General features: G+C 52.2%; 10 protein-coding genes. 6 read left to right on the top strand and 4 right to left on the bottom strand.

From position 1 onward, the window contains the following. Positions 1-5: 5 nt before the first annotated feature. Positions 6-2,312 (bottom strand): hypothetical protein, encoded by a 2,307-nt coding sequence (locus CVV44_07030; protein PKL39966.1) that lies wholly within the window; start codon positions 2,310-2,312, stop codon positions 6-8. 137 nt (positions 2,313-2,449) lie between these two features. Next, positions 2,450-3,412, bottom strand: a complete 963-nt coding sequence (locus CVV44_07025) for a glycerate dehydrogenase (GenBank protein ID PKL39965.1) — start codon at positions 3,410-3,412, stop codon at positions 2,450-2,452. A 345-nt stretch (positions 3,413-3,757) separates the two neighbouring features. On the opposite strand from CVV44_07025, the gene CVV44_07020 reads away from it, so the two are divergent. After that, positions 3,758-4,651, top strand: a complete 894-nt coding sequence (locus CVV44_07020) for an alpha/beta hydrolase (GenBank protein PKL39964.1) — start codon at positions 3,758-3,760, stop codon at positions 4,649-4,651. Beyond that, positions 4,648-6,000: a deoxyribodipyrimidine photolyase gene (locus tag CVV44_07015; GenBank protein PKL39963.1), complete on the top strand. Its 1,353-nt coding sequence runs from the start codon at positions 4,648-4,650 to the stop codon at positions 5,998-6,000. The genes CVV44_07020 and CVV44_07015 overlap by 4 nt, the downstream gene beginning before the upstream one ends. Positions 6,001-6,009: 9 nt before the next feature. Here CVV44_07015 and CVV44_07010 read toward each other — a convergent pair whose 3' ends face one another. Both CVV44_07010 and CVV44_07005 read right to left on the bottom strand, forming a co-directional pair. Continuing rightward, the gene (locus CVV44_07010) at positions 6,010-6,897 is read right to left on the bottom strand and encodes a hypothetical protein (protein ID PKL39962.1); all 888 of its coding nucleotides are present in this window, start codon (positions 6,895-6,897) and stop codon (positions 6,010-6,012) included. A 90-nt stretch (positions 6,898-6,987) separates the two neighbouring features. Continuing rightward, positions 6,988-8,685, bottom strand: a complete 1,698-nt coding sequence (locus CVV44_07005; GenBank protein PKL39961.1) for a long-chain fatty acid--CoA ligase — start codon at positions 8,683-8,685, stop codon at positions 6,988-6,990. 285 nt (positions 8,686-8,970) lie between these two features. Between CVV44_07005 and CVV44_07000 the strand changes: the two genes are divergently transcribed. The 4 genes from CVV44_07000 (at position 8,971) to CVV44_06985 (ending at position 12,847) form a co-directional block, all read left to right on the top strand. After that, the gene (locus tag CVV44_07000; GenBank protein ID PKL39960.1) at positions 8,971-10,272 is read left to right on the top strand and encodes a hypothetical protein; all 1,302 of its coding nucleotides are present in this window, start codon (positions 8,971-8,973) and stop codon (positions 10,270-10,272) included. 90 nt (positions 10,273-10,362) lie between these two features. Beyond that, a complete protein-coding gene (locus CVV44_06995) occupies positions 10,363-10,911 on the top strand; it encodes a hypothetical protein (GenBank protein ID PKL39959.1) in 549 nt (182 codons plus the stop codon). Further along, entirely contained in the window at positions 10,818-11,963 is a 1,146-nt protein-coding gene (locus tag CVV44_06990; GenBank protein ID PKL39958.1) for a fumarylacetoacetate hydrolase, read from the top strand. The genes CVV44_06995 and CVV44_06990 overlap by 94 nt, the downstream gene beginning before the upstream one ends. A gap of 158 nt (positions 11,964-12,121) precedes the next feature. Then, positions 12,122-12,847: a peroxiredoxin gene (locus CVV44_06985; protein PKL40139.1), complete on the top strand. Its 726-nt coding sequence runs from the start codon at positions 12,122-12,124 to the stop codon at positions 12,845-12,847. Positions 12,848-12,874 lie beyond the last annotated feature (27 nt).

Genomic DNA, 12,874 nt, shown 5'->3' with positions numbered 1-12,874 from the left:
GATTTTTAATACACTGAAAATTCCTTTGTCACGCCTTCATAACGCAGTATTTTTCCCGTAAGGGCCTTCTTGTAATATCCCGTATGGCGTATGCGATAGGTTCCCGGCATTGCATCCACGGGGATATCCCATTCAATGGTAATAAGATTGGCGGCCGTGCCGGAGCGCTGCCAGCGGTATTTTGTCGACGGATCCCAGTCATGGGCCACGGGCAGCCACTGACCGCTTTCATCATCACTGAGCCGTTCAACAGTCAGGTAGCTTTCATCGGAAAGAATCGTCAGGTTGTTATTGGGATGACCGCCCCAGAACACTGTGCTTGCCGTATTCCCCCGTGAATAGGCGTAGTTGGGGGCCGTCTTTACGTCACCGAAAGCCACATCGGCGGGAACATCGTCGTACAGGACATTGCCGGCGATCTTGAATATGGCTTCTCCCTCGATGCCGTCCCTGAACTCATCATAATCCACGGCATACGAGGGCAGATCGGCGCCTTTGCGGAACGACATGGCCAGGTCATACACGACCTGCCGCACGGCATTGAGTGAATAGGGGCCGAGAAGAGTGGCGCCGCCCTCGTATTCCTGTGCGGCATATTCCTCTCGGGTGGTGAGATATCGCCCGTCGCTGTTGGACGTGGCGTTGATCACTACATGTTTTACATCGGGCATGGCCCGTCTCACCTCGGCCTTTATACGGCGTCCCGACATGGTTGTCACCTCCAGGGGGAGAGTCACGATAGCCAGGCCGCCAATTTTAACGATCTGGACGGGCAGGCTCAGGTTCCAGGCCTTGCCGCCCGGGATGAGATTGTTCAGTTCATCAAAGGCAAGAGCGATACGTTTTTCCTTCTGGCAGTCCATTTCATCGCGCAGTTCACTCGGAGAAACAATGAGCCTGAGGAGAATATCGGCGATGCCTGGCAGCGGATCGGTTATGATTTCCTGCGGCGTGAACATGGCGTAATTGTCTATGTCCCGGGGATTACTTTCACGGGATACCATGCCGCTGTCACCGTCTTCGGTGGAACCGGCGATGAAACTGACACCGGCGGAACCCATGCAGAGGCGGCAGTTCTCCCGCGACTCACCCAGTTCTGCCTCATAATATATATCATCGTCATCGATGAACTCGGGCCGGATGTCAAATTCCTGGGCGGGAATGAACATCTGCCGGTAGTCGATGGCGCCCGTGAGTTCCGTCCCCTCCGTTGAAAGTTCCCGGGCCAGGAGTTCCAGGGTTCTGGCCCGCAGTTCAACCCGTTCATAATCGCATGATCCGTCGGCGATCCAGTCGATTATCCCGCCGTTTTCGTCCCGCACAAGCTTTTTATCCCGGCCTTCAAACCGGGAAAGATTTGCGTCTTCGGGAAGGTTTCCCGAGGTGTCGGCGCAGTCGTTCTGAGCAAAGGCCGCAACAAATCCTTCTGTAACGGAGTAGTCCATGCCGTGAGACGACTCAAAGAAATATGACGCCAGGCCGTTGACATCACCGTTAATGAGAAAGAGATGGCTGCCGCTCATATTGGGATGAACGGGGGTCCAATGGTACAGGCCTATATCGGAGCCTTCTTCGTTCACGAATTTCAGCTGTGTGAGTTCCCGGTTAGTATCATCGAGGGAACCGTCAGGCAGAAGATACTGGTCCCGGTCGCGGTTCAGATTGTAGGCTTCCGGAGACCTGTTGCGGCTGATGCGTGTCCGGGGAGAAAATTGAGGCCCCGTATTTATTTTCGGGGAAAAGAGGCCGCTGTTGAGAAGGATTTTCCCCGGTACCAGACTGTTGTGGGCCTTCACTATGGCCTCGCAGGCGCCGTTGACAATAGCGTTGAAATTGCCTTCATGAAAGGTCATGCCGGCAAAGATATTGAGCGCATAGGTTTTGAAATATCCGCCGGGACCGCTGTGGGTGTGCGTAGCGCTCATGACGATATTTTTTTCATTGTAGAGATTTCCGTACCGATCTTTCAGTCTGTCCAGGACGTGAATGAGAATTCCCGAGTCCATCATGGGGATGTCGAGCACCACGAAGGCAACGCGCTTTCCCGTACCATTGTCCTTTATAATGAAGGCCCGGGCCCATTGGCGCATATACATGCCGCCGCCGACCTGGTCGAAATCACAATAGCCGGCGAACATGACCTCGGCAGGGGGACCCGTGATGTTATGTATGCCGGTGCCTATCATATAACTGCTGTTTGTTCCGATACTGCTCTGGTTTTCGTCCGACAGGAGCGGGCTGGCGGTTTCGCTGAAGCATGAGAGCGCGATGACTGATACGGCTATAATGGGCAGAATTCGTAAGAGTTTCATGGAGGCCTCCTTTTGAGATGAAGATATTGAGTGAGTAATCACTCAATAATTTTCTCATATATTTGCATAATATAGCCGTGAAGTCTAAATTGTCAACCAAATAACGTCTGGACGGTTTACTGTTTCTGATAAATGAATTATCTGTTAACCACATTGACGGCTTTGCCGGCCAGGAAAGAACGGAGGTTCTCTACGGCGATATCCATGAGCCTTTTACGGGCCTCAAAAGTGGCCCAGGCTATATGGGGCGTGATAAGACAGTTTTTCGCCGTGAGCAGGGGATTGTCCTGTTCAGGCGGTTCCGTGGATAGTACATCCAGGCCCGCGCCTGCTATTGTACCGCTGTTCAGGGCCTCGGCCAGGTCTGCGTCCGCCACAAGGGGCCCACGGGAGCTGTTAATGATAAAGGCGGACTTTTTCATGAGTCGCAGCGTGTCGCGGTTCACCATTGCCCTGGTATGCTCCGTGAGGGGGCAGTGGAGGCTCACGATGTCGGATTCGCGGAAAACTTCCTCAAGGCTCCGGGCCTGCCGGAAGCCGGGGATGGCGGGCTCTGTCCCCAGGTCGTTATCATAAGCCAGAACGCTCATTCCCATGGCAGCAGCAATAGCACCCACCTGTGCGCCGATGCGGCCGAAACCGATGATACCCATGACTTTTCCTGAAAGTTCAATGAGCGGGTGTTCCCAGTAACAGAAGTCCGTGCTCGATGTCCAGCGGCCTTCATGTACAGAGTCGCTATGGCGCTGAACGCGATGGCAGAGCTCCAGTATATGGGCGAATACCATCTGGGCTACGGAGCGTGTGCCGTAGGAGGGGATGTTGGTGACGGGAATATCCCGCTGTGCCGCTGCTTCGATATCAACCACATTATAGCCCGTGGCCAGCACGCCGATATACCGGAGGACCGGCAGTGCGGCGATGGTATCACGTAACAGGAGGGTCTTGTTGGTGATGAGTATGTCGCTGCCCAGGCTCCGGCCGATTATCTCTTCAGGTGGAGTTCTGTCGTGGACGGTCAGGTCTCCCAGGTCCGCAAACCCCTGCCATGAGAGATCGCCCGGGTTGAGGGTATATCCGTCGAGAATGGTGATTTTCATGTTGTGCTTCCTCCTGAGTATTTTCACAATTATGCGGCAGTGAAGCCCCCTGAATCCCCCCGAGGGGGACTTGAAGAATAATAGTTCAAAAACCCCTTCCAGGGGTGGCTCCCGGAGATGTATGTATCGAGATAATATTGAGCCGGGGCCATGGATGATACTATATGCATTGAACCAGTATTCGCTACGGGAAGTGATAGTCTTCTGCGTGCATCCCGGTGAAAGAAATATAGCGGTATTTCTGTAAGGTCAAGGACAATTCAGGATATTTCCGGCCATAAAAATATCTTGCTTAAAATATCCCCGACGGTATAAAATGAAACCTGTCCTGTAGAGGACCAATTCATGCACAAGGAGCGCCTCGTGAAAAACATTGAACCGAAAATTGTCTCCCGGAATATCGGTGATGCGGAAATACAGTATCTTCTCTATGAGGGTGACGGGCCAGTCATGATAATGCTCCACGCCACGGGATTTCTCCCCTGGCTCTGGCATCCCATTGCCCGCCGGCTCTGCGGTGAATACCGCATCATTGCCCCCTACTTCTGCGATCACCGCGAGGCGGAACCCGAAGATGGTGGTCTGCCCTGGAAGCTTCTCGCCGAGGATCTCTGCGGCCTGTGTAAAAGCCTGGAGCTGGAGAACCCGTATCTTGTGGGACACAGCATGGGTGCCACGATCATAACCCTGGCTGCGGCGCTGTATGGCAATAGTGCCGCTGGCATGGTACTCATCGAGCCCATATTTCTGCCACAGCAGTTTTACGGTGTAAAGATATCCGTGGACCAGCATCCCCTGGCCTCGAAATCCATCAAGCGGCGCAACCACTGGTCAGATCGGCAGGAGGCCCGGGAGTATCTCCGGTCAAGGACTCTCTTCAAAAAGTGGGACGAAGAGATGCTGGACCTGTATCTCGCCTACGGGATGATCTCCGGTGATACGGGAGGACTTAACCTGGCCTGCCATCCCCGGAAAGAAGCCTCCCTCTTTATGGGTGGTATGCACTATGACCCGTGGCCGCTCCTTTCAGAGATAAAAAATCCTGTTATGGTTGTGGAGGGGGAAACGAGTGAGAACAGGGCCTTTATCGATCTCAAAAAAGCGGCTTCACTCTTTCCTTCGGGCCAATATCACATGGTGGAGGGCGCCGGACATCTTATTCCCATGGAGAGGCCCGAAGAGATATCCATGCTCATCAATAAATTCTTTCAGGGACACGACGGCGTGTGCGGGTTATGATCCATCCCGAGCGGATAAAAAAGCTGAATGACCGGCCGGAGCGGAAGGGGGACTATGTCCTGTACTGGATGCAGCAGTCCCAGCGTGTTGACTGGAATCACGCCCTGGCCCATGCCATAGACCGGGCTAACGGACTATCACTTCCCATCATTGTCTTTTTCGGATTGACACCCCGGTATCCCGGGGCAAATGCACGGCACTATGCCTTTATGCTCCAGGGACTGGCTGAGGTCCAGGAAAAACTTGCGGAATCGGGAATATTTTTTGTCCTGAGGATTGAGATGCCCGTGGATGGGGTCAGTGCCCTGGCCCGTAATGCGGCCCTGGTCGTCACCGACCGGGGATATACGAGGGTGCAGCGGCAGTGGCGGGAACAGGCAGCGCGGGAAATAGATTGTTCACTGGTCCAGGTGGAGAGTGACGTGATCGTTCCCGTTGAAACGGCATCACCGAAAGAAGAATATTCAGCGGCCACACTGCGGCCGAAACTGAAGCGTGAGATGACGCGCTTTCTCGTTCCCCTGGAACCGCGGGTTGTGAAGAAGAAGCTGTCATCGGGGCCGGCCTCCCTGGACGCCGCAATGCCGGTGAAAAATTTCGCAGACCTCGATCCGGATACTGCCGCCGGCCCGGTAACCTGGCTGACGGGGGGATCGGGCGAGGCGGAGAAACTTCTGAATAACTTTATCCGCGATAAGCTGAAATACTATGACACGCTGCGCAATGATCCTTCGAGAGATTACCTTTCCCATCTCAGTCCCTATCTCCACTTCGGGCAGATATCGTCCCTGAGGATCGCTTTGGCTTCCATGCAGAGCGGTCATTCGGCCCGCGAGGCCTTTCTCGAGGAACTGATCGTGCGGCGGGAACTGTCAATGAACTTTGTCTATTATAACAGCTGTTATGATGAATATGAGTCGCTTCCCGACTGGGCCCGTAAAACCCTCGATGAACATGCCGTCGATACCCGGGAATATCTCTATGATATGCATGCCTTTGAAAATGCAAAAACTCATGATCCCTACTGGAATGCGGCCCAAAAGGAACTCCTTAAGAAAGGGAAGATGCACGGCTACATGCGCATGTACTGGGGTAAGAAGATCATTGAGTGGAGCGCCTCGCCGCAGGAGGCCTACCGGACTGCCCTGTACCTGAACGATAAATATTCCCTGGACGGCCGTGATCCCAACGGCTACGCCGGTGTGGCCTGGTGTTTCGGTAAGCATGATCGTCCCTGGAAGGAGCGTTCTGTTTTCGGCAAGGTGCGGTTTATGAATGACCGGGGGCTGGAACGGAAATTTGATATCAAGGCCTATGTCAGGGCTGTAGATGAAGAATTCGAGATGTAAAATGCCGTATCACTCCCTGAACCGGAACAGCCCGTTCCTGATAACGGCCCGGCCCCTCTCGTTAAAGACCTCGAAGGGGATTTCTCCTTTTTTCTCCGATTCATACCCGATGATGGTGAGTTCATCTCCGGGGATTACGGGGCTGGCGAAGCGAACAGAAAGTCCAACGATCCTTGTCATATCGCCGTGTAAAATGTGATCCAGCAGGGCGTTGCCCGTCATGGCGGCAAGGCACACACCGTGGAGTATGGTCCGGGGCAGGCCGGCCAGCCGCGACAGGAAATTGCTGGTGTGCATGAAGTTGGTGTCTCCCGATACCCTGGCGTAGGTGAGCTGCTGGCCTTCGCGTGTTTTAAACGCAACCCTGAAGGCCTCGGCTGATTTATGTTCATCCTTTTTCCCGGCGGGATCGCTTGCGGGTTTGGCTTTTTTTCTGACGATGAAACCCGACACGGCCTCCATGGCCAGGGCGTCTACGTCATTTATAACATATGCCTTTGTGCGGAGGTTCAGCACTTCTCCAGCCGGTGTGTCTGTTATGGAGTCCACGGACATTTCGATGCGCAGCTTGTCCCCCACGCGTATGGGCCGGTGCCAGTGTCCGTCCTGCTGACCATGAACCATGCGGAGCAGGTTGATGTGCAGATCCCGGTTCGTGAGGAAATAATGAAACATGGGGTACAGAAGCCGCGACATGTAGAAGGGAGGTGCAATGGCATTTTCTCCGTCGTAACGCCGGGGATTGTCAAGAGTGGCCGACACATAGAGGTAAATATCGTCGTGATCAATGGGGCCGAATTCCCTGGTGATGGTATGCCCGATCATATCGCGGTTAAGCGTGTCATATTTCAGGTGCCGCAGCATGGCGTAAAGTAAAGATACATTGTTGAATCCCATACGTATACTCCCCAAATCAGTTCTGAATTCAAAAACAGGCCCCCGCGTCGTTTTGTCCAGGCAGGAACAATATTTTTCCGATTTATCTTTTCAGCTGTCCCATTTTCCCTGGCGGCGCAAATCCTTTACGATTTCCTTTGCCGTTTCTTTCAGTGTCAGGTAATCGGTCTTGGCAACGCGATTCAGGGGTATGGCGCCGGGTTTGACTATTTCCACATGTGAAGGCCTCGAATAGGACGCGATGTCGTCGCAGGCCCGCATGACATCATCAACGCTCACCGATGCTCCCTCCAGGGGCTCCACGAAGAGCATGATGGCCTCGGTGAAGACTTCATGTTCCACGCCCACGCAGGCCACGCTGGAAACGAGCCCCTTGAGCTTGCTTTCAACATGGTTTATTACATCGTCGGGGAAAACCTGGTAGCCTTTCGGCTTGATGACCATCTTGGAACGGCCGGAGAAGTGCAGGCCGGCGCTGTCGTAGTAGCCCAGGTCCCCGGTATAGCACACGCTGTCCTTTGTAATTGTTTTTGCCGTGTTCTCCGGATCGCCCAGGTAGCCCAGGAAAAGCTGCGCTCCGGAAAAACAGATTTCCCCCACCTGGCCTTTTTCTTTTTCCTTTCCCGCGGTTCCGTCACTATTCATAGGCTCGCGGATGCTGATGGGGCACAGGGGCGAATCAAATCCGATTCCTGCAGCGATGTCCTCCACGGAGGCTTCAACATCGGTGTAGGTGCAGAAACCGGCCGTCTCTGTGAGGCCCAGGCCCGAACCCATACGCGGGGCCATCTCACGCATTTTTTTCAGAAACTCCACGGATACGGCCTGTCCACCGTACAGGACAAAACGCAGCGTGGACAGGTCGAAGTCTCCGTAATTGGGAAGCTTCCATTCCATGTTGAAGAGTGCGGGAATCTGTCCCATGAGGGTTACTTTATGCTCCTGCACGGCTTGGAGGCTCATCTCGGGGTTGAAGATGTGCATGATGACCGAGGTGCCGCCGCCGAAGATGGTGGTGGCCAGCTGTTCCGTGACGCATCCCACGTGGGACGGCGGCAGGTTCACCAGCATGAGGTCTTCGCTTTTCAGTTCAAAGGCCACCTTGAGCCCGATGTTCTGCATGAGGATATTTTCATGACAGAGCAGAGCGGGCTTGGGTGAGCCCGTGGAACCCGTGGTGAAAATTATGAGGCATGCATCCCTTTTTGTGATTTTTTTTCTGGCCCGTTTCACGGCGCCGGTAAAGAGGTTTATGATGAAGATTTTTTTGATATCGGCTGCAAAGCGCGTAATGCCCACGGCACCGTCGATGATCATATCCTCCTCCTTCTGAAACTGTATCCAGTGATTTATATAAGGAGAATTTTTCATCACTTCCTGGATCATGGGGCGGAAATCGGCAACGGGTGTTTTTCCCAAAAAGAAGTATGCCTTCGGTTCCATTTTATCCATGCAGTACTGGATCTCGCCGGTTTTGAGGCGAAGATCCAGGGGAGCGATAATGATGCCGATGCGGTAACAGGCATACATGAGGTACACGTGTTCCTTCAGGAGGGGGAGGGATGTGGCCACGATATCGCCTTTCCTGAGTCCCAGGGACAGGAGCTTTGCTGCAAAGGCCGATACGGAGGTGTTGAACTGTTTCCATGTGATTTTCTCGCCGGTGTTATGTTCTATGATGGCGATATCCCCGGGCCGTTCACTGGCATAACGCGCCACATAATCGGCCATGTTGGGAAGAATATCCTTGTATTCCTCAAGGCATTTTGCGTTTTTCACTTCGTTCATGATACTCACCCTCCCCTCGTTATATGTATTTTCTTTCCTTTTTCATGGATATATTGATGAGCATCGTTCCCGTCTTTTCAAGGAAAAAATTAAATTTCTGCTCCGGAATTATCATTTTTGAAAATTAACTATTACAGAGCCTCTATTTGTATTATAAACTGAGCTTCACGAAAACATGAAAAACCTTTATTTGGATAAACTGGAAAATATTAATTTGACCGGGAAGCATAAAACAGGTTATAATCAGGCTATGTTCTATTTTCCAGTCAGGATACGGGCTCTATAGTGAATCAATACAATTTTAACTATATAAGCCTGCTCATGTTATTGTCGGGAGCCATTGATCTTTTTGTGGCCCGCGCTGCCTGGGTACGAAGGCATGCTCCCGGCGCCCTCTTTCTCATGATGATGGAGCTGACCGCGGCCGAATGGTCCTTCGCCATTATTTTCGAGATGGCGGCAACCCATGTCCCGGGGAAGATGTTCTGGTCCCAGGTTTCATATATTGGCATAGCCTTCACCTCCTATTTCTTTTTTCTTTTTGCCGCTTCCTACAGTCAGAACAGCAGGTTTCTTAAACGCAGGATATACCTTGCCCTGGCCGTAATCCCCCTTATTACGGTGATTATGGCTGCTACCAATGATGTGCATCATTTTCTCTGGACTGAGATAACAATTCAACCCCACAATAACATAGCCATTTACAGCCATGGGTTTTATTTTGCCGTTGGAGTGGGATATTCTTATGTCCTGGTATTTGCCGGGATACTCCTGCTTGCCGCGGCCATATACCGCTTTCCTTCCAATTTCCTTTTCCAGATGATTATTATGATCCTGGGAGGCCTTACGCCCCTGGCAGGCAGTATCATGTATGTCTTTAACCTGAATCCCATGCCGGGCATGGACTGGACTCCCCTGGCTTTCATGGTATCGGGTCTTTTCCTGGCCCTGGGAATTTTTCGGTTTCAAATGCTCGACCTGACACCCGTGGCCCGGGAAAGGATCGTTGATACTATGGGTGATGGTGTTATCGTCATGGACGCTCACTGCCGCATCGTCGATGTCAATTCCGCAATGGAAGTCTTGCTGAGCCGAAGGGGCGGCGAATTGATTGGGCGTCTTTTCAGTAATGTGCTTCCGCTTTGGCATGAAGCGCTGGAATGCTGCCGGGAACCCGCCGCCTACAGGCGAGAGGTGAAGCTTCTGGAAAATGGCGGCGCGCATTACTATGATGTGCGTCTCATGCCTATGCATGACAGAAGGAAGAAGCTTGCGGGACAATTTCTCATAGTGCGCGATATACAAAAGGAAAAGGAACTTGAGGAGGAGAAAAATAATCTTATCAAGGAACTCAGTGCTGCTCTTCAAAGGGTAAAAACACTGAACGGACTGCTGCCCATCTGCTCCAGCTGTAAAAAAATCCGTGACGACAAGGGATACTGGAAGAACGTTGAGCATTATATAGAGGAGCACTCCGGTGCTGAATTCACCCATGGCATCTGTCCCGACTGTGCGAAGAAGCTGAAAGAAAAGTCGGCTGACAGCCGCATGAGCAGAAATATGGAAGACGGCGGGGAGAAAAAGTAGAACAGAGTCCGGCTTGTGCGGCTCAAACGTCATTATATCCAGTGATTCCAGGGGAAACACTCATCATAATCCGTAAAGCAGGTATCTGAAATGAGAAAAAAAATAAATTCCTTTGTAGTTTTTATGAGTCGCACTCCGGTTATCATAGTCCTGGCCATTATCTACCTTGTCGTGCAGACGCTAATTGCCGTCATTGTATCTCCCCTGGGCCATGATATGCTCAGGGTACAGACAACCTTTTCCGGGGAAACTTTCCGCGGCATAATTCAGTCGTGGGAAAAAAGCGGCCTCATGGCATTATACCTGAAACACTTTTATCTTGATTACTTTCATCCCGTAATATACAGTCTCTTTCTCTCGGCCCTCCTTTCCCGGGGTCTGGTTATGAACGGCCTGGACAAAAAATTTAACCTTTTGGTGCTGCTGCCTTTTGCGGCTGGACTCATGGATTTAATCGAAAACAGCATGCACCTGTACCTGATACACAATCCCGCAGAAATCAGTGCAGGAACGGTATTATTCAGCGGTATCTGCACCACAATGAAATGGGCAATGGCCTTTCTTGTCCTGGTCGGGGCAATTGTATTGATCGTGATGGGCCTGGCGAAGAAAAAAATAATAGAAGGTACTCTGCAATGAAGCTGGTCACCTTTAGAACCGAAAAGTCAGCTGTTAACCAATTTGGTCTGGTTCTCAATGAGAAAATATATTCTTTTAATTCCCTGATGAAGCATTTCAAGCACAGGCATACCTGCCTGGAAAGTATTGATGCATACCTGGAAGACCTCCCCGCGAGTTATCACCTGGCCCTGGAGCTCCAGGATAAAATACTGACCGGCAAAAATCACGTATCCTCGCTGAGGGGACTGGATCCGGACAGGGTAATGATTCTGCCTCCCGTGCCGAAACCGGCGGCGCTCCTGGACTTCGGCCTGTCGCCGCGCCACCTCATCAATTCGGCCTGTACTCTGTTCAGGCATGAACTGCCCTGGCCTGTGAATTATATAGCCTGGAGCGTTGTGCGCCGAAGGCTGAAAAAAATCGATACAAACAGGCTGCTTTACTACAAGGGAAATCACAATGAATTGATCGGTCATGGAGAAACGACGCACTGGCCGTCATATACCTCGTATCTCGATATCGAGCCCGAACTGGCCTTTGTCACGGGCAAAAGCAATGTGAGGGGACAGAGCCCGGAAAATGTTGTGGCGGGATACTGCATCCTTAATGATTTTTCAGCCCGCGATGTGCAGTTTCCCGAAATGATCGGCCTTGGCCTGGCGCGGAGCAAGGACTTTGCCCGGGGCAATGGCCTGGGACCCGTGCTGGTGACGCCCGATGAGGCGGGCTATCCCCTGTCGCTGGCCGTCACGGTCAGCGTGGGTGAACGCTATGTATGGAAGGGCACCACGGCTGAGTATGCGGCCGCTCCCGGCGATATTATCCGCTTTCTCGAGGGTGTTTTTACTCTGCGGGCGGGAACGGTAATCGGCATGGGGACCGTTCCGGGATGCTGCGGCCTGGATAATGACCGGTGGCTCTGGCCCGGCGACCGGATTGATATAACCTTCGATAAGCTGGGGACCCTGACGCAGTATATCCCGGCCGATATCGGCGTGCTGCAGAATTCACGCTGGACCCACAGGCAGGAACTGGAATGCTTTTATAGTCAGACGCAGAAACGTCATTGATGGTGTCTCTGTATCAGGTTGAGCTGGAAGGGCTATGCTAAAATTTAATTTTTAGAGGTTCCCTTATATCTTTTTTATGGTTTTAACGATAAAAGTTTGAATTGGATAAGATATGGTGTTAACTCATGAATATAAACATTACAAAAAGGAGGTCCGGAATGCCTGAAGAATTCAAAGCGGGCTGTGCCAGGCCCACGGGAGGTCCCGTGGGAGAAGAGGCCAAACCGATCCTGAACGGCCAGGAAGAAAAAATCACAAAAAAGGAGGACACGAGCATGATAATGGTGGGCCAGAAAGCACCTGATTTTACCGCCCCTGCATATTTGAAGGGAAAATTCGTCAATATTAAACTTTCAGAATACCTGGGGAAATGGGTACTCCTCTGCTTTTATCCCGGCGATTTTACCTTCGTTTGAGCAACAGAAGTTTCGGCAGTTGCCGAAAAATATTCCGAATTCCAGAAACTGGGTGTTGAAGTTCTCTCCTGCAGTGTTGATAGTGTTTTTGTTCATAAAATGTGGAACGACCATGAGCTTTCAAAGATGGTGGATGGCGGCATCCCCTTTCCCATGCTCTCCGACGGCGGCGGCAGGGTCGGTACTGTTTTCGGCATCTATGACGCCAATGCCGGCATCGAGACGCGGGGCCGATTTATCATTGATCCCGACGGTGTCGTGCAGGCATACGAGGTGCTGACTCCTCCCGTTGGACGAAATGTTTCTGAATCGCTGCGGCAGGTGCAGGCCTTTCAGCTTGTGAGAAACAGCAAGGGCACCGAGGCCACGCCCTCGGGCTGGAAGCCCGGTAAGGCAACCCTGAAACCGGGACCGGACCTGGTGGGGAAAGTCTGGGAGGTCTGGAAGACCAAGCAGGCTTTTGATTGAGATAGATGACGGGGGTGTCCCGACGGG

This window comes from Spirochaetae bacterium HGW-Spirochaetae-1 (assembly GCA_002839375.1).
Classification (GTDB): Bacteria; Spirochaetota; UBA4802; order UBA4802; family UBA5550; genus PGXY01.
Note: the sequence above shows the minus strand (reverse complement) of the source record. Positions and strands in the feature narration are given on the sequence as shown.

Bases quoted from the DNA above. Each gene is read 5' to 3' on its own strand.
- CVV44_07015 (PKL39963.1), top strand. From the start codon at position 4,648: ATGATCCATCCCGAGCGGATAAAAAAGCTGAATGACCGGCCGGAGCGG.
- CVV44_07030 (PKL39966.1), bottom strand. From the start codon at position 2,312: ATGAAACTCTTACGAATTCTGCCCATTATAGCCGTATCAGTCATCGCG.
- CVV44_06995 (PKL39959.1), top strand. From the start codon at position 10,363: ATGAGAAAAAAAATAAATTCCTTTGTAGTTTTTATGAGTCGCACTCCG.
- CVV44_06990 (PKL39958.1), top strand. From the start codon at position 10,818: ATGGGCAATGGCCTTTCTTGTCCTGGTCGGGGCAATTGTATTGATCGT.
- CVV44_07005 (PKL39961.1), bottom strand. From the start codon at position 8,685: ATGAACGAAGTGAAAAACGCAAAATGCCTTGAGGAATACAAGGATATT.
- CVV44_07025 (PKL39965.1), bottom strand. From the start codon at position 3,412: ATGAAAATCACCATTCTCGACGGATATACCCTCAACCCGGGCGATCTC.
- CVV44_07020 (PKL39964.1), top strand. From the start codon at position 3,758: ATGCACAAGGAGCGCCTCGTGAAAAACATTGAACCGAAAATTGTCTCC.
- CVV44_07010 (PKL39962.1), bottom strand. From the start codon at position 6,897: ATGGGATTCAACAATGTATCTTTACTTTACGCCATGCTGCGGCACCTG.